The sequence below is a fragment of the Tessaracoccus bendigoensis DSM 12906 genome (assembly GCF_900141915.1).
Taxonomy (GTDB): Bacteria; Actinomycetota; Actinomycetes; order Propionibacteriales; family Propionibacteriaceae; genus Arachnia; species Arachnia bendigoensis.
Window position 1 is genome coordinate 35,429 of the sequence record NZ_FQZG01000016.1, and the last position, 18,599, is coordinate 54,027.

Annotated in this window: 11 protein-coding genes; 2 read left to right on the top strand and 9 right to left on the bottom strand. The window is 67.9% G+C overall.

The features are described 5' to 3' along the window. Positions 1-4: 4 nt before the first annotated feature. Together BUC15_RS05760 and BUC15_RS05765 are read right to left on the bottom strand one after the other, a co-directional pair. Positions 5-652, bottom strand: a complete 648-nt coding sequence (locus BUC15_RS05760; RefSeq protein ID WP_245787905.1) for a response regulator — start codon at positions 650-652, stop codon at positions 5-7. Further along, positions 643-1,866: a sensor histidine kinase gene (locus BUC15_RS05765; protein WP_139280105.1), complete on the bottom strand. Its 1,224-nt coding sequence runs from the start codon at positions 1,864-1,866 to the stop codon at positions 643-645. Before BUC15_RS05765 ends, BUC15_RS05760 begins: the two co-directional genes overlap by 10 nt. A gap of 132 nt (positions 1,867-1,998) precedes the next feature. Here BUC15_RS05765 and BUC15_RS05770 point away from each other — a divergent pair, with 132 nt between their 5' ends. Beyond that, entirely contained in the window at positions 1,999-2,283 is a 285-nt protein-coding gene (locus BUC15_RS05770) for a hypothetical protein (protein ID WP_139280106.1), read from the top strand. A gap of 13 nt (positions 2,284-2,296) precedes the next feature. On the opposite strand, the gene BUC15_RS05775 is transcribed toward BUC15_RS05770, so the two are convergent. From BUC15_RS05775 to BUC15_RS19365, 4 genes are all read right to left on the bottom strand, one after another. Continuing rightward, positions 2,297-3,418 (bottom strand): hypothetical protein, encoded by a 1,122-nt coding sequence (locus BUC15_RS05775; RefSeq protein WP_073186585.1) that lies wholly within the window; start codon positions 3,416-3,418, stop codon positions 2,297-2,299. Between the two features lie 106 nt (positions 3,419-3,524). Further along, entirely contained in the window at positions 3,525-4,946 is a 1,422-nt protein-coding gene (locus BUC15_RS05780; RefSeq protein ID WP_073186586.1) for an MFS transporter, read from the bottom strand. Further along, positions 4,943-8,053: a glycoside hydrolase family 2 TIM barrel-domain containing protein gene (locus BUC15_RS05785; RefSeq protein WP_073186587.1), complete on the bottom strand. Its 3,111-nt coding sequence runs from the start codon at positions 8,051-8,053 to the stop codon at positions 4,943-4,945. The genes BUC15_RS05780 and BUC15_RS05785 overlap by 4 nt, the downstream gene beginning before the upstream one ends. Positions 8,054-8,225: 172 nt before the next feature. Further along, complete coding sequence (locus tag BUC15_RS19365) at positions 8,226-8,756, bottom strand: cation efflux transmembrane domain-containing protein (protein WP_068482320.1); 531 nt, start codon at positions 8,754-8,756, stop codon at positions 8,226-8,228. On the opposite strand from BUC15_RS19365, the gene BUC15_RS05795 reads away from it, so the two are divergent. Next, positions 8,743-9,342 carry an ATP-binding protein gene (locus tag BUC15_RS05795; RefSeq protein ID WP_281249255.1) on the top strand — a complete coding sequence of 200 codons (600 nt, stop codon included), beginning with the start codon at positions 8,743-8,745 and terminating at the stop codon, positions 9,340-9,342. The two genes, BUC15_RS19365 and BUC15_RS05795, sit on opposite strands and share 14 nt — an antisense overlap. Positions 9,343-9,440: 98 nt before the next feature. Here BUC15_RS05795 and BUC15_RS05800 read toward each other — a convergent pair whose 3' ends face one another. From BUC15_RS05800 to BUC15_RS05810, 3 genes are read right to left on the bottom strand one after another with little or no spacing between them, the layout of a single operon-like run. Continuing rightward, positions 9,441-9,659: an AlbA family DNA-binding domain-containing protein gene (locus BUC15_RS05800; protein WP_073186588.1), complete on the bottom strand. Its 219-nt coding sequence runs from the start codon at positions 9,657-9,659 to the stop codon at positions 9,441-9,443. Positions 9,660-9,702: 43 nt separating this feature from the next. Then, the gene (locus BUC15_RS05805; RefSeq protein ID WP_073186589.1) at positions 9,703-11,919 is read right to left on the bottom strand and encodes a UvrD-helicase domain-containing protein; all 2,217 of its coding nucleotides are present in this window, start codon (positions 11,917-11,919) and stop codon (positions 9,703-9,705) included. Beyond that, positions 11,912-18,262: a DEAD/DEAH box helicase gene (locus BUC15_RS05810; protein ID WP_073186590.1), complete on the bottom strand. Its 6,351-nt coding sequence runs from the start codon at positions 18,260-18,262 to the stop codon at positions 11,912-11,914. The genes BUC15_RS05805 and BUC15_RS05810 overlap by 8 nt, the downstream gene beginning before the upstream one ends. Positions 18,263-18,599 lie beyond the last annotated feature (337 nt).

Below are 18,599 nucleotides of genomic sequence, written 5' to 3' on the forward strand. Positions count from 1 at the left end.
TCGGTTACTGCCGGTGTCCGTGCACCGCGAGGGCCAACTGGACGCGGCTGGTGACTCCGAGCTTGTCGAAGATCCGAGCGAGGTGGGTCTTGATGGTCGGCAGCGACAGGAACAGCCGACCGGCGATCTCGACGTTGGTGAGCCCTTCGGCGACCAAGCGGGCGATCTCGGTTTCGCGCTCGCTCAGCCCCTCCAGAGGGTCGGTCGCCGCCTGCTGCGTGGCGCGCGTGGCGGCGGCGACGAGGCGCTGCAGGACGAGGGGCGAGAAGGACATCGTCCCCGCCGCGGACTGCTGGACCGCCGCGACCAGGTCTGGCGGCGAGGTGTGCTTCAGCAGGAAGCCGGATGCCCCGGCGTCGAGCGCGCGCACCAGGAAGTCGTCGGTGTCGAAGGAGGTGAGCATGACGACGTGGGGCGGGTTAGGCAGCGCACGGATGCTTCGGGTGGCCTCGACGCCGTCGCACCGCGGCATCCTGACGTCCATCAGCACCACGTCGGGGTTCAGTTCGGTGACCCGGGCGACCGCCTCCAGCCCGTCGGTCGCCTCGCCCACGACGGTGATGCCGCCAGAGCCTTCGAGGATCAGCCGCAGTCCCGCCCGGACCAACGCCTCGTCGTCGACGAGGAGCACCCGGATCTCGTTCACGCCCACGGCAACCATGCTTCCACGAGGAACTCTCCGGACACGACCTGGGCCTGGAACCGGCCCCCGATCAGCGCCATCCGCTCGGTCAGCCCGGCCAGGCCCATCCGCGACCCGGGGGCGTCGATGGGCGCGAGCGGCACGGGGTTGCGGACGGAAACGGAGATTCCACCGGCCCGCCCGCCCGCGATCGTGGCCGTGATGGGCAACCCGGGGGCGTGCTTGACGGCGTTGGTGAACGACTCCTGGAGGACGCGGTACAGGTGCCCGGTCGTGGCCGTGCCCGGCTCGCCGGGGCCCACGTCGAGGGTCAGGTCGACGGGGTGTCCGGTGGCACGGACGGTGTCGGCGAGCGTGCGCACGTCGGCCAAGGTCGGAGCCGGGGCCGTCCCTGCCTCCGGCGGTCGGAGGACCGCCAGCACCTCATGGAGTTCCTCGACGGCCGTCTCGGCCGCCGCCCGGATCACTCCCGCAGCCTCGCGGGCGACGGCGGGATCCAGATCCGCGCGATATTCGAGGGCGCCCGCGTGCAGCGAGATCAGCGCGAGCCGGTGCGACAACGAGTCGTGCATCTCGCCGGCGATGCGGGTGCGCTCGGCCTCGCGGGCCTGCATGACGCGGGCGGCCTGTTCGCGACGGGCCAGGTCGGCCTCCTGCTGCAGGGAGCGCCACAGCTCACGCCGACTGCCGCGGTAGAGGCCGAACAGCACCAGGATGGCGACCAGGACAGCAACCCCGATCGCCTCCTGGGCCACCGTCGGCGCGGCCGCCCCCAGCGGGACGATCAACCCTCGACCGGCCGCGTACGCGACACCGAAGGCGGCGACGGTCAAGGCGATGGCCGGCCAACGACGGCGGGCGGCGATGGAGACGAGGGCGACCCCGGCAGCGGTCGCCGCGCCGTCGGAGACTGCCGCCAGCGCGATGATGACAAGCGCATAAACGACCGCCCGTTGCTCTCGCTTCTCGTCCGGGGCCCAGATGGGTCCGCCTGGGGCCCGGTACAGCACCCTGGGCAGCAGCACGAGCGAGCCGACGAGGCCGCCCAGGTTGAGCAGCATCACGGCCGGGCCGAGCCAGCCGGCCAGCGGCGACTCCAGATAGCCAGGAAGAGCGACCAGCGTCACCAGCACAGACACTGCCGAGACGACGATCATCAACGCCACGCTTCTCGAGCCCTGAGGCGGGCGGCGGGTCCCGACGGGCGAGGGCTGGACGGTCATCGGACCACCCTAGGGCAGCGGAGAGCCCAGCCGGTGTCGTCCGAAGGCATGAACCTGGACCATCCCTTCGGCCCCGGCAGGCACCCGGTCGACCGATGGTGCCTCGGTGCGGCGGGTCGCGAGGATGACGTCATGAACACATCAACCATCACCCTTGACCCGCCGCACCCCGTGCTCAGCCCCTCGGCTGCGCCGGAGCGTCCCGACTACCACCGGATCGCCCGGACCCAGGCCAACTACCGCTGGTGGCGGCCGTTGGTCACCGCCGTCGTGGCGGTCGCCGCGTACCTCGCGATGATGCTGCTGCTCTTCGCGGCAGCTGCGGTGGCTGTGCTGATCGACCCGCGGCTACGGATGGCGGAGCTGGACCTGCCCGCTGTGCCGTTGCTCGACATCATCGGGTCGAGGCAACAGTGACCGGCGCCCCACTTCACCTGGTGGGCCACTCCGCAATCGAGAGCGGGTTGTCGATGACCTCCACCTCCACCTGCGCATTCAGGTCCTGCATGCTTGCCGGGCCGTCCTGGTAGTCCTGGTTGACCGTCAGCGTCCAGGTGCCGGTGAACCCGTCGGACGGTAACAAGAAGCCCGTGCGCCACTGCTCCTGGGCACCGCTTCTGACGCAACGCTCGGTGCCGAGGTCCGTCGTCCCGATGCCCGTGGCGGTGTGCAGGAGCTCGAAGTTTTGCCCGTCGCCCCGGTAGTGGCACTGCTGGTGCTCACTGTCGTTGGCGAATGTGTAGGCGATCTCCAGGAGCACCTGGTCATCGCCCAGCCGTGAATTGCCGTGGTTGTAGCCGATGAACGCCTCGTCGATCGTCCAGCTCACGTCCTCCAGTTCGACGGTGACGCCCACCATCTGCTCCTGGAAGTGCGGGAACTTCGACTTGAGCTCTCCCTCGTCGCCGAGGGGGACCACCGCTGCGTGCTGGCCCTCGTTGCCGAATCGGAGGGCGGCGCTCTCCAGAGAGAACGTGTCGACCTCCATCCCATCAACCTGGTACTCCAGTGCAAGATTCGCACGACCTCCCCCCGGCACTCCCGCGCCCTGGGGTGGGGAGCCGAATCCTTGGTGGAGGAGTCCGCTTTCGGGATCCACCCAGCTGAGGGTCGCCATGAGGTTGACCATGGACTGTGAATCGGTGGGATTGAAGGCTTCCACGTCGATGTCCACCTGCAGACCGTGGGTTCGCTGGGGCAGTCTGCCGGCCTCATCGTCCAGGTCCAGCACCCTGACCTCGCCAATGGTGTACTCCAGGCCACCGACGTACACGGTGGCGTCGATGGTGCGCGCAGGCAGGATGATGGCGTTCCCCCCATCGGCGTCGTCCGCCGCCCCGGCCACTCCGTCGTCATCCACGTCGGAGTCGCCGGGGTTGGCGCCATCATCCTGCTGCGGCTGTTCCTGCTGGACAACAACGTCGTCGTTGGCCTCGGCAGGTTCCCCCAGGGCGTCGCCGGTTCCTGAACACGCGGCCAGGGCTGCGGCGACGAAGCCAATCGCCAGAGTGGAGGAGATTCTTGTGATTGATGATCTCGGTGAAGAAGGCATGCCGGGGACTCTAGGGAAGGGGCCTTTCACAAACCTTTCAGTCCTCCGTCGGCCGTCTGGTTCGGAGTGGATGTCGGGCTCGGTGGAGTGGATCGTCGTCCGACGCTCAGCTCTCGGCCAGCTCTCGGCGAGGCTTCTTGTTCGCGCTCTCCACCTTCAACCGGGACAGAACCACGGCCACGATGGCAAGAATGATGGCCGGCATCCACAGGTACATGAACTGGATCATGGTCACCGCCGATTCCGGCTGCACCTCCGCGCCGCCGACGTAGCCGCTCGCGGCGAGCAGCCATCCAGTCACGGCCACACCGATGCCACCACCGATCTTCACGCCCAGGGACGTGGCGGAGAACATCATGCCGTCGATGCGCTTCTTCTTGGTCATGAAGGTGTGCTCTGACGCTTCGGCGATGAGAGCATTCAACGTCCCCTGCAGCGGAGCCATCCCTATCGATCCCACGGCCGTGAACACCAGCATGAGCGGGATGCTGCCCATGAAGGCGGCAACGATCACCAGTGCGCGTCCAATGAACGCGATGATGTATCCGTACAGATTGACCCAATAGATCCCTCTGGCCCACTTCACCACGAATGGCGTCGCCAGCAATGTGAGGATCATCGGAACGTTGATCGCCCAGGCGAACGTACTGAAGTAGTTCACATCCCCGAGGATGTAGGTCATGAAGTAGATCCCCATGCCCAGCATGGCCGTGACGACCTGACCGAGGGTGAACACCAGCACGATCATCAGGTAGTACTTGTTCGCGATCAGCAGCTTGAGCGACGCAAGCAGGGTCGGCTTGTCCTCGGCGATCGTTTCCTGCTCTTCCTCAGCGTCCTCGTCCGGGCGAGCGTAGAGCACCTCGGGTGGCAGTTCCCGCACGGAGAACACCGAGATCGTGTTCACGGTCAGGCCCACGAGCGCGAAGATGATGGCCACGCTGCGCCACGCCTCTGCGCCACCGCCGAAGAACTGCACGAGGCCCACCGTGGACACCTGGATGAGGAGGCTCGTCCCGAAGGCGAAGACGAAACGGATGGAGCCCATCTGCACGCGCTCTTCGGCGTTCTTGGTGATCAGCGCCGTCAGCGTCGAGTATGCGATGTTGTTGGCCGTGAAGAAGACAGCATTGAGCAGGACGTAGGTGATGAAGAACCACGTGTACATCGCGAAGTCGCCGAGACTCGGTGGGACCGCGAAGATCGCGACGATCATGGCGGCACACCCGAAGTATGCCCAGAACATCCAGGGACGGGCCTTGCCCATCCTGGTGTTCGTCTTGTCGATCAGTGAACCGAAGAAGATGTCGGAGATGCCATCGAAGATTCTCGAGGCCATGATCAGGGTGCCGATGATGCCGGGGTTCAACCCCATCGTGTCGGTCAGGTAGATCATCACGAAGAACGCGATGAAGGCGTAGACGACGTTGCCGCCCACGTCCCCCGAGCCGTACCCGACCTTGTTGTACCACTTCAGGTACTTCTTCTCTCGCGGGTCGTCAACCACTGTCGCGGTGTTCTCGCTCATGCGTTGGCCTCGTTCCTGTGATGCGGGATTGTTGATTCAACGCTCGCCGAGGGGACGAGCGTGAGAGCAAACCGGAACTCCGGCGCGTCGAGCCGGTACTTCTCGAGAAGCTCCGGGCCGCAACTGTTCGAACCGATGCCGTTGTGGGCGTAGTCCAGACACCACACCGTCTCGCCTGAACCGGTCAGATCCACATTGCGTCTCGCATCGGCCAGTTGTTCCTGCGTGTACGGCGAGGCGTTGAAGCTGAACGTCTGGTCCCCCACTGCGGCAATGGCTCGCGCAGCGTCGTCATGGGCGATCACGTAGTCGCAATCGTGGTGACTGCCGTTCTCCTGCGGCCGCAGGTAGTCCACATGCAGCTCGGGCACCGAGGAGGAGTACCGCCCGTGGGAACTCGCCCGATGCTTGTCCGGGTAGCTCTCGTGGGGGCCGAGCCCGTAGTACGTCACCTGATCGAAGGCTCCGTCCAGGAACAGGCGCAGGCCGAAGCGCGGGAACATGGGGAACTCGGGATCCTTGCGCACCGTCATGTCGACGTGGACCGCACCGGCAGGGCTCACGTGCCACACCGTCTCCAACGCCGCGATCCGCTGGACGGCCGGGGCGAGAAGTCCCATCGAGCTGGTGATCGTCACTCCATCCGGGCCCACCGAGTACTCGGTGTCGTACGCGCGGGCGCGAGCGTGGGGGTACTGCGCCAGGTACCACTTCGCCTTGATGTACATGTCGTTGTCCGTCGGGGCCCGCCAGATGTTCACCTCCATCGGACGGGTCAGCAGGGGCTCGCCTCCGACGTTCATCGTCTTGAACAGGCCATCGGTTCGGTCCAGGACGTACTCGAAAGAAGCGCCACTGATCGTGATGAAGCGTTCATCGGCCTGCACGTCGAGCGCCGGCGGGTCCTGGTCGTCGGGCGGCAGGAGCTCAAGCGCCGTCTGGTTCCGCGGGTCCGCAACCTCCAGCGGCACCTCGTCGAAGCCCAGGACGTGACCGGCCGGCACCAGCTCCGTGGCAACGAGGGAGTGATAGGTGACCTTGAGGTAGCAGCGTCCCGACTCGGGGACCGGGATGTTGCAGTTGACGGAGCCGACGGCGCGCGGCGGGATGGTCGGCAATGTCTCGATGGTCCCTTCCTCGATGAGCTCGCCGTCGCGCGTCACCTCGTAGCTGAGGCTCACGGTGCCGGCGAGATCGGTGAAGTCGAGGTGGTTGTGCAGCCGCAGTTCGCCGGTGGTCTGGTCGAAGCCCGCCACCCGGACCGGGCGGTGGACGTTGGCGAATTCCAGCAGGCCCACATGCGGTTGCCGGTCCGGGCTGACCAGGCCGTCCACGCAGAAATTGCCGTCGTGGATGATCTCGCCGTGGTCACCGCCGTAGTAGTAGATCGCACGACCGTCCTCGGTGGTCCCCGTGTGGACCGCGTGATCGCACCACTCCCACGCGAAGCCGCCGCACATGACCGGATCGGACTCAACGACCTCGAGATAGTCCTGGAAATCACCCGGACCGTTGCCCATGGCGTGGCAGTACTCCAGCAGCAGGAAGGGCTTGTCGGGCTGCGAGTCGAGGTAGTCCTGCACCTCGGTCAAAGCGGGGTACATGCGGCTGTAGATGTCGATCACCGAGTAGTCGTACTTGCGCTTCTTGTCGTCGTAGAAGGAGCTTTCGTAGACGGTCAGGCGGGTGGGGTCGTAGTCCTTTGTCCAGCGCAGGGATTCCTCCAGGGTGATGCCGTAGGCGCACTCGTTGCCCGCGGACCACATCACGACGGAGGGACGGTTCTTCTCACGTCGCACGCAGGCTTGCATGCGATCCATCGTGGCCGGCAGGAAGTCCGGGTTGTCCGCGATGCGCTCGTTCCAGTGCAGTACCTGGTTGGGAAAGGACGGATCGGCCAGGTATTGGGCCTGCGTGCCGTGGCTCTCGTTGTCGGCCTCGTTCATGACGTAGAACCCGAGCTCGTCGCAGAGTTGGTAGAAGTAGGGCGAGTTCGGGTAGTGGGCGCTGCGGATCGCGTTGACGTTGTGCTGTTTCATCAACCTCAGATCCGTCATGAGTTGGTCCAGGCTGATGACCGGGCCCGTGACGGGATCGGAATCGTGCCGGTTGACGCCCCGGAACCTGATGTGGCGACCATTGACCTGCACCACGTTGCCGTTCGTCTGGATTTCCCTGACCCCCACGCGGTCCACGATGGCCTCCCGTTCGGTGGCGATGGTCAGCGTGTACAGGTACGGATCCTCGGCGTTCCAGAGGTGCGGGGTCGGGATCCCGAGCTCGGTGCCGTGGGTGAACTCGTCGTCGGCGGGGGCGTGTCGCAAGTCGGCCTCGGCGACGGGTTCCCCGTCGGCGTCGGTGAGCGTGATGCGGGTCGGGACGGGATCGCCGCTGAAGGATGCGCGGACGTGGACCACGGCACGATCCGGGTGGAGTTGTGTGGTGGTGAAGTAGTCGAAAACCGCCGATTCCGGGCGCTGCAGCAGGTAGACATCGCGGAAGATCCCGCTCGTGCGGAACTTGTCCTGGTCCTCAAGGTACGTGCCCACTCCCCACTTGAGGACGAGGACCGCCAGCCGGTTCGTCCCGGCGACGAGCAGGTCGGTCACGTCGAACTCGCTGGTGGCGTGGGAGATCTGGCTGTAGCCAACGTAGCTGCCGTTCAGCCACACGTAGTAGCAGGAATCGACTCCCTCGAAGTTGAGGTGGACCCGGGGCGCGTCCGGGTCCGGCGCGTAGTCGAAATCGCGGATGTAGGCGCCGCAGGGATTCTCCTGGGGCACGTGCGGGGGGTCGAGCGGGATCGGGTAGCGGATGTTGGTGTACTGGTGGGAATCGAAGCCCAGGTTCTGCCACACGCTGGGCACGGGCACCTCGCCATATGCGTCTGCCAGGTCATCACCGAGGTAGAACTGCTCCGGCACGTCATAGGTGCTCTCGAAGTACTGGAACCACCATGGGCCGTTGAGCATCTGGAGCCGGTCCGATTGCTCCCGATCCCCAACGAGCGGCCCCATGGGCCGGGATGCCGGGACGTAGTACGCCCGTCGCGGCAGGACGCTTACGTTCACGACCTGCAGGTTCCCGTGATGACGGGGGGTGATCATGGGGCGCTCCTTTGCTTCCTGCCGGACGTGCGCCGCTGGGACCGCCCCCTCGACTGGGAGTCGGGTCCAGCGACTGACGCAGTACTTGATCATCATTGATACCATGGAGTCTGGCGCGGCGCCCGCTATTCAGAGAGTTCCTTGATCTCTTGTCAGACGGAGCTTGGCATGCTCACTCCAGCCGGGCATCGGCCACGGGATGAGGTTCGGTGGTGACGGTGACCACGACGTCGCCTGCCCGCCAGTCCACCTCGTTGCAGCGCCGTTCGAGTTCCTCCAGCCAAGCCACTTCCACCACCAGCCTGTCCACCTGCACGAAGACCTCCAGGTGCAGCACGTGGCCCTCGTCCCGAGCGCGGGTCTGGACGCCGACCACCCGCGGGTCATCCATGACGGCTGCGTTCACCTTGGCGATCACGGGGTCCACCTCCGAGTTGTCGAAGGTGGTGGGGCGGGTGTCCATCAGGTCGCGGATGGCGTTGGCGGTGTTGTCCCAGCCGTCTTTCGAGATGCTGATGGAGACCACGAGAGCGGCGACGGCGTCCGCCCACCAGAATCCCAACCCGATGCCGAGCACGCCAACAGCAGTGGCCAGACCGGTCAGCCAGTCGGCCTTGTTCATGTCCGCATCGGCGCGCAGGACCTTGTCGCTCAACTGCTCGGCATAGCGCAGCTTGATCCGGCCCATGATGACGGGCGTCACCCACTCCAAGGTCGACGGCCTCATCCGCAGGGCGGGGCTTCGCTATCCCACCGCAGATCTGCGCCGAATCGACCTCGTCGAGGAACGAGGCCTCGACCGCGGCGTGATCGCGCAGCTGGCGACGTGTTCGTTCATCGAACGCTCCCACAACGTCGTGTTCCAAGGCTTCACCGGCTCCGGGAAGTCCTACCTCGGCTGCGCCCTGGCGAAACAGGCCTGCCTCCACCGGATCCGGGCCCACTACATCCGCATGCCCGACCTCGCCGAAGCTTGGCACCTGGCCCGGGACAAGCCGCAGGGGCAGATGAAGTTCCTCCGTAAATACGCGGCCTTCACCCTCCTTGTGGTCGATGAGTGGCTCCTTGACCCGCCCGATGAGAGCATGCGCAGCATGCTGCTGGAGCTACTCGAGCGCCGCTACGACACCACCTCCACGGTCTTCTGCACCCAATACGCGAAGAAGGACTGGCACCAACGCCTCGGCGGCGGAGTCCACGCCGACGCCATCATGGACCGGATCGTCCACAACACCATCTGGATCGACACCGGCAACCACAACATGAGAGAACACACCGCCACCAAGTAACCGACCGGCGCTGGCGGAGGCTCTGGCCCCCGCCAGCGCCACTGGTGGCCCCCACCTGCAATATCACCGGCCCCCAGAGGCAGTATCCAGTGGCCCCGTCAGCCTCGAATACTCAGTTCGAGGACACCGCCATGCATGCCGACGACGCTGACGCCGCCGTCGGCGTTTGCCATGGCGACCAATGGGGCGGCCAGGTCGCGCGGCGCGACCCAAGCGGACTCGCGCTCGAACCACTGGTCCTCGGGCACCTTCGCGAGGGCGCCTTCGAGCAGGTTCGCGGTCAGGGCGAGCGCAGCATCGACAACGGCTGAGGTCATGGCCCATGCGTCAGTGAAGGACCAGCGCCACCTCACCCGCGACTCACTCGGACGGCGGCAGCAACTCGCTCGGTTCTCCGCTGTAAGTGACCACCAACTCATCCCTGGCCCTCGACGCAGCCACATACAACAGCGAGCGCTCCCGCAGCTGCGCCTCGCTGAGTTCTGTCCCGTCATAGTCGTAGGCCTTCAACCCCATGGGGATCGAGTCCTGGTTGAGCCCGAACAGCAGCACGCGGGTGAACTCGGTCCCCTTCGCGCGGTGCATCGTCAGCGCCACGGGGTAGCCCGGCTTGACGGATCCGGCTTCGAGCGCCCGGATGGTGACACCCCGCTCACCCAGCCCGGCGACGACGCGGTCGCGGGTCATCCGGTCGCGCACCAGAACCGCCACCGTCTCAGCCTGGACCCCGTCGGTGTTGCTCCAGGAATCGATGAGTTTGGCTGCATGGTCCAGTTCCGTGGTCAGCGTCGGCAAGGAGCGCACTATGGGTCTCGGTCCGGTGCGGGCGGAGTGATAGCCGGCCATCGACTCGGCCTCACCGTCGGAGTCGATGACCTCCTGTCCTGTGAGGACCCCAACTGCCCAGGCCAGGTTCTGCGCGGTTGTGCGGTAGTTCAGGCGCATTGCCCGCGAGCGGCCCTGGGTCCTGATCCCGTAGGCGGAGAGCACCAGCCGTTGGCCATAGATGCGCTGGTGGGCGTCCTCCGCGATGAAGATGTCGTTGGGGGCCTCCGGCGCCAGGGCACGGACCAGCTGCCAGTGGGATGGTTTGAAGTCCTGCCCCTCGTCAACGAGGACGTGACGTGCTGGCCGTTCCCCGGATGTCTCGAGGTGGGCGGCGGCAACGGCGGCGGCCTCGGAGAAGTCGAGGGTGCCGGCTTCGCGGGCGGCACCACGGTAGGCCTCAATGACAGCCCACACAGCCTTTCGGCCTGAGCGGGACAGCCGCACCCCCCGCCCGGTGCGGGCCACCTTGAGATAGTCAGGCAACTGCGTGATGCGGTGCGGCAGGATCACCATCTCGTACTCGGCCTTCAGGAACGCCGACTTGCGGAGCTTCTCATCCAGCCCTTCGCCCGCACGCAGGACGGCTTGGCGCCACGCCGCATCGGCGTCCGTGCGTCCGCTGATATCGGTTCGTCCCACACCCAGCACAGCCGCCACCGCCTCGCTGATGTCGGCTCCGGCCGACTGCACCACGGCGCGGGCGAGCGCATCGATGCCCTTGACGTGGAGGCCGGGCCCGCCGAGCTCGTCGCTGAACTCAAGGCCGGGATCGAGTCGTTCCAGACTGCGGGAGAGTTCGGCGGCCAGGTTGGTGGTGAAGGTGGTGACGACAACGGAGGCATCGGGGTCATCGGTGGCGAGCCGTCGGGCCCTATGGACCAGCACGACGGTCTTGCCGGTGCCCGCACCGCCGGCGATCCGGTAGGGACCCCGCCAGTCACCCCGCACCCAACGACGCTGCTGCGGGTGCAGGAACACTCGCCAGGCGGAGAAGTCGCCGCCGGTGATGACCCGACGCAGTTCCTCAGCCCCGGCGAGCTTGGCGAAGCCCATCTGCGCGCTGGGCTGGTCGAAGCTGTCCAGGAGCTCCTGGTCACTGACCGGCTCCGGCTCGACGAATTTGCCGGCCGCCTCCTGGGGACTCATCGGCTGGTTCATGAGCTCCAGCTCCTGCTGGATCTGGGTGATGGGCTCCCCGTCGGCCAGCAGCAGCGCCAGACCCTGCCACTCCGGGAGGGTGCTGGCGAACGTGTTCATCGCGTCCTTGCTGGTTAGCGCGACTGCCTGCTCGGCGGTGGCCGGTGGAATGCCGAGGGAGACGGTGAGGTCCTCGGCGCTGAAAGCGATCAACGGCTCTGGTGCTGCCGATAGCGCCTCGACGGCCGGCTGCGCCCACGTCAGTGCTCGTTCCGGGGCGTCGACCTCGTTGTACTCGGGCAGCCCGTTGATCGGGTTGATCGTCAGCTGCACCTTCGCAGCCATCTTGTAGGCATCATCATGGTTGTAGATCCCGTGGACCACGTAAGCGGTGGAGGTGGCGGTGGTCAGCTTGAACAGCAGGGCCCGGTACTGCTGGTCCACGCGCCCCGACCGCGCCCGCGGATCGGCCGCGTTGGCGATCGGCTCGACGTGGAGGCCCGGTGTGCTGTCGTCCTGGGCCAGCTTCTCGAGGAAGCTGTAGGCCTTCTGCTTGACCGATGCGTCTAGCAGCTTGTCCTGCTTAGGGTAGATGATCACACTTTCAGCCACGGAGCTGCTCCTTCCATGCCACCGCGATGGCGGCCGCGTCGGGTGCGACGATGCGCCACCCCTGCTGATCGGGCACCGGTTCGGCGTCCAACCGCACCGCGATCCGCTTGTTGGTCCAGACCAGGTCGAAGGGAACGCCGTCGAGCTCGTAGCCCACCTCGCCGTCGGGCGCGGCCACCCCGGCCTCGCTCAGCGCGGCGATGAGGTCCAACACTTCGGCCGACTCCCCCGCCAGCTCCTCTACGATGGGCTGCCACTCGGCGCCGACGTCGACGCCCCCGTGCACGATGTCCACCACCGGGGCCGCCGGGACGGCCGCGGCCGAGCGGGCCTCGAACGCGGCGATCGACGCCGGCAGCAGCGCCAGGACGTTGGCCAGCCGCAGCCACTCGCGCCAGGCCTCCTTGGCCTCGGGGATGGTGAGGTCGACGGTGTCGTCGAGCACCGCGGCCAGCCGCACGGAGCCGGGGGCCGGGACGCCCACTGCGACCGTGAGGCTGCCGTGGCGCCAGACGCGGGTCTGCGCACCCGCCGCAGACACCAGACCGACGGCGAGCTCGTCCTTCGGCCCGTCGACAGGAACGCCCCCGGACGCGAACACCGAGAACGCCGCAGCACGGGCGAAACGCCCGAGGTTCTCCGGGTCGGGCTGCTGCATCCATCCGGCCAGGAACGCGAGCGGCCCACCGAGCAGCGCCTCCCGCGCGGCGGCGGTGTGCTGCATCGTCGGCTCGGCGTTCAGCTTCTGGACCAGCGGCGCCTTGAACCACGACGGCGCCGTGGGCGCGTCGCCCGCCTCATCGAGCGCCAGGTCGTGCGCGGTGATCGCGAGCACGAGCGTGCCGCCCTGGCGGAGGATGCGGCGCTTGGCGGCGTCGTCGGCGATGTTGTTGCACTTCGGGGAGGTGTGGAACTGCCAGCCGTCGGTGAAGATCGCGATGTCCGGCAGACCCTCGCTTGACAGGACGAAGTCCGGCTTGGAGTTGGCGACGTGCACCTGCGGGCGGAGCCGGAACGTACGGGAGCCCAGCGAGACGGTGATGATGTTGCCGCCGGAGATGCTCGGGGTCTGCTTGACGGTGCCGCCCAGCTTGGCCGCCAGCCGCAGGAACGCGGCGCGGAACCGCTCCTCCAGCCACGACTCCCCCGTCGGGTCCGGCGCCGGCGGTGCCTCCGTGATCTTCCACGACGGCACCAGCGGCGGCTCCCCGCCGTCGATCCCGAGCAGCGTCCGCAGGTGCCGCTCGGCGGCCACCCGGGAGGTGACCTCGCGGTTGTACGGGGCGGCGAAGGGCAGCAGGCAGCGGTGGCAGGACAGGCGCCCCTCGTCGGCGCAGGCGCAGTCCTTGACCCGCTCCAGCGCGCCGGTCAGCACCTGCCACAGCTCGCGCGAATCGGCGAGCTGGGCCAGGTAGCCGGTGCCGCCGGGGACGAGGTCGTGCAGGAGCAGGGCGTCGCGGTTGTCGAGCAGCGGGTCCTTGATGAAGGCGACGGCGAGGTGGTCGGGCGCGCCGCCGTACTTCTCGCTCAGCCCGAGCAGGACGGCGGCGGTGAGGCTGGGCACGGCGAACACGTCGTCGCCGAACGCGATGCCCTGCGGGAGGGTGAGCACGACGCCCTCGGTGGTGAGCTTGCGGGTGAGCAGCACGGAGCGGGTGTGCTCCTCGTGGCTGTGGCGGTGCTTGCACCAGGGCCGGTGCTCGTCGCGCTTGTTGGCCAGCCCGGTGCGGTCGAGGTGGCCGCAGGCCTCGCAGATCCGGAACCGGGGCCCGGCGAGCCTGTTGCCGGCGATGGTGATCTCGCCGGCGGTGTGGCGGCGGGGGCCGAGGTTGTACCAGCGCACGTCCATGCCCTTGAGGTACGCCACGCCCAGCCCGCCGGTCGTGTACCAGCGGTCTTGGACGGTCTGGGGGTCGACGTCGGCCGCGGTCACGATGGTGAACCCGGCGCGGACGCGCTCGTCGTTGGAGTCGTCGATGCGGGACTCGTCGCGCCGCACGAACGCGGAGACGCGGGTGAGCTCGACGGTCTCAAACCGCTGCCCGACGTCGTTGATGCCGGCCTTCCCGCAGCGGGGGCAGGTGGTGGGGGTGTCGTCGCCGTCGTGGCTGTAGCCGCAGTGGGGGCAGAGCCGCACCGAGCGGATGGCGGAGCCGTCGTGGCCCACCTCGACGGCGTCGATGTCGATCTGGTGGCCGCCGACGTAGAAGGAGGCGCCGGGCGCGAAGTCGCGCAGGGCGTTGGCGCTGGCGCGGGAATAGTCGGCGGCCTCGGAGTGGTATTCGCCGGTGTCGGAGTCGATCCAGCTCATGGTGACGTCGAGCTGGACGGAGTCGTCGACCAGTGAGTAGTTGGGCAGCAGCCCGATCCGCTCGAGCGCGGAGATCCAGAAGTCGCCGTACGCGGCGCCGATCTGGGCTTCCAGCATGCGCTGCTCGGCACGGGCCTCCTTGAGGGCGCGGGCGTCGTCGTCGCTGTCCTGCTCGCGGGCCTCGAGATCGGGCAGTTCGGCGACCAGCTGGTCGAGGCGGTCCTTGAGGTCCTGTTGCTCGGCGTGCCAGCGCTGGGCGGCGCGGCCGATGGTGGCCACCAGCCCGCTGGACCCGTCGGGCCCGGGGGTGGCCCACTGACGCAGCGCCTCGGCGGCGTCGCGGCGGAGGGTGGCGGTGAGGTCGCCGTCGACGGCGAACGCGGCGAGGAAGCGGTCGACGGCGCCGGGCTTCCGGGAGGCCTCGACGAGCTGGTCGAGGAAGGTGTTCTTCCCCCCGGTGGGTTGCGCCAGCGCGGTGCCGGTGGTGCGGGGATGGATGGCGTCGGGGTCGCGGGCGAGGCTGTCGGCGAGGTGGGCGATGTACTGGCGGCGGAGGATCTCCTCGGCGCTGAGGTACGTGGCGGGCGGGGTGACGGCGCCGTTGATGAGGGAGAGCGGGTCGCCGAGGCGGGGCAGGAACTCGCCGCGGCCCTGGACGAAGGCCAGGTCCAGCGCGTTGCCGGTGAGGCGGCCGGCGCGGCCGACGCGCTGGACGTAGTTGCTGACGGTGCGGGGCAGTGAGGCGAGCATCACCGAGGAGAGGTCGCCGATGTCGATGCCCATCTCCAGCGTCGGGGTGGCCACCAGCACGTTGGGCGCGGTTGGGTCGTCGGCGCTGGACTTGAAGGCGTTCTCGTACTCGAGGCGCTTCTTGGTATCCAGGAGGCTGGTGTGTTCGCGGGCGACGACGCGCCGCACCTCGGAGGAGCGGTAGAGGCGGCGGTAGTAGTTGTCCGCGTCGCCGGGGTGGGGGGCGAGGGTGCCGGCGCAGGTGGCGTGGAGGCAGGGGCCGCCGTCGAGCTCCGCGCCGGCGGCGAGGCTGACGGGGAACTCGCCGTGGCAGGTGGTGCAGCGCAGGGTGTGGCGGCCGGCGTCGACGTCCGAATCCTCGGTGGGGGCGACGACGACGCGCTCCGGCTCGATGGCGTAGACGGTCGCGCCGCTGCGGGTCTCGACGGCGCGGAGCAGCTGGTCCTTGGCGAGTTGATCCAGGAGCGTGCGGGCGAGCACTCCCCCGGCGGCGCCGTCGACGCTGAGGCAGCGCCGGGCCCACTGGGCGTACCAGGCCCGCGTGCCGGTGACGGGGTCGAGCAGCGCCTTGGTCGACTCGATCTTCGCCCCGCCCACCCGCGGGAAGGCAGGCGTGGAGCGGCCGGGCGGGAACGGCGGCATGTACTTGGCGCGGCCCTTGCGGCTCCACAGGTGCCAGCGGTTGCCGTCCTCGGTGACGTACCGCTCCAGCCACGGGTGCCAGATGCCGCCCTGGGTGCGGATGCGTTCGACGGCGCCGCGGGCCCAGGCGGTGAGCATCCGGTCGTCCACGTCGTGGGGAAACAGGCCGGGGTCGAGCGAGTCGAGCGCCTTCCTGGCGGAGCGCAGCAGGTCGGCGCCGTCGATGGCCACGTGGGCGCTCATGGTTCCGGTGCGCTCCAGGGTGCGGCCGAAGCTGCTGGTGAGGCCGAATTCGAGGGTGGCGGAGAACAGCAGGCGTTCCTGGGCGATGGCGGTGAGCTTGGCGGGCGGGTTGTCGCGCTCCCAGAACGGCTTGAACTCCTCCTCGCGGGCGGTGAGGTTGGGTGCCAGCAGCCGGTAGCGCTTGAACTTGTCGTCTTTGGCCTGTGCGACGGCGTGCTCCACCAGAGCCGGCAGCGATCGCCGCGCGTCGCCGGCGGCGCGCAGCACGGAGCGCAGGGTGAGGGTGTGGGAGCGGGAGGAGACGAAGCCGGCGCGGTGGGCGGCGTCCTGGACGGAGTCGACGAAGACCAGCGACTTCTTCTCGGCCTCGTCGAGGGTGGCCTGGCCGAACATGTTGGACAGCGTCACCGACATCAGGGTGGCGATGGCGCTGCCGGTGAAGCGGATGGCGTCGGTCTGGCCGCAGCTGGGGCAGATGTCCTTGGCGGAGTCGTCGTCGGCATCCTCGCCGATGTGGGTGACGACGCGCAGCACGCGGCCCTCGCGGACGGCGGTGGGGTCGACGTCGCTGGGTGTAGTGGTGATGCGGCGCTCGCGGGGGTCGAACCAGGCGAGCCCGGTCTCGGGCGGTGCGTCGGAGTCGACATCCGCCGACGCGTTCAGGAGGGGCCGGAACCGGCCCTCGCGGGTGACGTGGTGGCGTCGGATGTTCTCGTCGTTGGCCGCGAGTTGGTCACCGACCGGTCCGAGTTCGATTCCCCAGCCGGAGCGGCCGCAGAAACGGCAGTGGATGGCGGGGAACGCGATCCCGCCGCCCTGGGTGGCGTCCTCGCTCGCGACGGGCGGGCCGTCGTCGGCCCAACGGAAGCGGGCGGCGGAATCGGCGTAGCGGTCGATGCGGCTGAGTTCCCGCACCCACATGTGGGCCTCGGTGGACGGCATGGTCCGGTCCGGCCCGCCGTCCTTGCCGCGTGCCCGCAGGTGCCCGAGCGCCCCGTGGACGGCGATGACGAACCGACGGCGGACGTCGAGCGTCTCCGGAGTCCCGCGGACGAGCCGCGCCAGCTCGGTGACGTGGGTGGCCTGGGCGGTGGCCGCGAGGAAGTCGCGGATGAACGCGCTGGACTTCGCAAGAGTCTTGAGGTCGGTTGTGTCCGGATCCTCGTGGAGGGCCGTCAGCACGATCCGGCACAGCTCGGCGGGCTCGGTGTCGTCGTCGATCTGCCCGACGACGTCGGCGGCCACCTGCTCGGTGACTTCAGTTTCCGCTGGTTGAGCCGGGCGCGAGCGGAGCGAGCCCCGTGTCGAAACCTCAGAAACCGGCGGCCGACCGCCTAACCCGGCCCCCACATCCGACCACTCATCCGGAGCCAAGCGCTGCTCTCCCACGACACTGCCCTCATCGAGCTTCTCGCCGAATACTCGCGTGGCGAATTTCGTGATGTCCCGATCCTCAGAGACGGCATCCTCCCGCGGCCCCAGGGTCGCTGACGTCCCTACCGGAGTGATCCGTCCCAGCGACCGACCCCACTCCTCAGCACTGTGAGTGTCGCCAGCGCTCGCCCGCTCCGGCCAGTACGACTTCAGCGCCAGCCCAAGCCGGCGCAACAGCATCGCGACGTCCGTCCCCTGCGCTCCGTCATAGGTGTGGAACTCGTCGAGCACAAGGTAGGTCAGCGACTCGGCCGACCTCTCCCACAGCTTCTGGTCGGCGGAACGCAGGAGGAGTTGGTCGAGCATCTTGTAGTTGGTCAGCAGGATATCCGGAGGGTCGTCCCGGATGATCGCCCGGTCGGTGATGAGCCCGTTCTCCGTGACCTTGGTGGTGGGACTGGACCTCTTCCCTCCCGCGGAGACGGCTGCCTCTCCGGTGTAGAGCGCGGCCGTGATCGAACCCAGCGGCTGATGCCCGTCCGAGTCGCGCTCGGTGATCAGTCGGGCAAGTCGCTGCGCCTGGTCGTTGGCCAGTGCGTTCATCGGGTAGAGGATGAGTGCCTTCATGCCCCCTACGCCCTGGCGGCGGGCGCGAAGGCAGTGGTCGAGGATCGGGTACAGGAACCCCTCCGTCTTACCCGAACCGGTGCCGGTGGTGACCAGCGTCGGCTGGGGACGGCCGTTCAGGCTCGAGAGCCTCCGGAACGCCGCTGCCTGGTGGGCGTAGGGTTCGAACCCGGAGGGAATCCAGTCCAACGGTGACACGGCTCGGCGCGGCGCTGCACTAAACGGCATCCCGGTGCGCAGGTAAGGGCCCTTGAACATCCCTTCGGACTCATCCTCCAGTAGCCCGCGGAGGGCAGCCTGGGCATCCGAGTCGACGAGGGCGAGGGTAGTGGTGAGGTAGTCGATCAGCCCGGCGCGCAGACGCAAGGCCTGGCAGCCCGGCAACAACTCACTCACGGCGTCATCCTCCTGCGTGTGGAGCGAACCCCGACGCCGCAAACATAGCGAAGATCTCCCCATAGAACACAGCTTGGTTAAGGCTTCAATCAACGCGCCCCGGGAGCATTCACTCCCGCGACCAGTGGCGTCGGGCACACCCCCGATGGCTCCATCGGACCCGCTGTCAGCCTGCCAACAATCTCTGACCAGAGCCTCCATAGCTGCCACCGACTGACGGATGCGTCGCCTCCGGCACCCGAAAGCGCGTCGATCGCGCGGCCGTCCGCCCCAAAATCGCGCGAGATGGGAGATGGGTGACGGTAACCACGGTGTGCACCGTCCACGCGCTAGCCTG

Bases quoted from the DNA above. Each gene is read 5' to 3' on its own strand.
- BUC15_RS05800 (WP_073186588.1), bottom strand. From the start codon at position 9,659: ATGACCTCAGCCGTTGTCGATGCTGCGCTCGCCCTGACCGCGAACCTG.
- BUC15_RS05775 (WP_073186585.1), bottom strand. From the start codon at position 3,418: ATGCCTTCTTCACCGAGATCATCAATCACAAGAATCTCCTCCACTCTG.
- BUC15_RS05795 (WP_281249255.1), top strand. From the start codon at position 8,743: ATGACGGGCGTCACCCACTCCAAGGTCGACGGCCTCATCCGCAGGGCG.
- BUC15_RS05780 (WP_073186586.1), bottom strand. From the start codon at position 4,946: ATGAGCGAGAACACCGCGACAGTGGTTGACGACCCGCGAGAGAAGAAG.
- BUC15_RS05765 (WP_139280105.1), bottom strand. From the start codon at position 1,866: ATGACCGTCCAGCCCTCGCCCGTCGGGACCCGCCGCCCGCCTCAGGGC.
- BUC15_RS05770 (WP_139280106.1), top strand. From the start codon at position 1,999: ATGAACACATCAACCATCACCCTTGACCCGCCGCACCCCGTGCTCAGC.
- BUC15_RS05785 (WP_073186587.1), bottom strand. From the start codon at position 8,053: ATGATCACCCCCCGTCATCACGGGAACCTGCAGGTCGTGAACGTAAGC.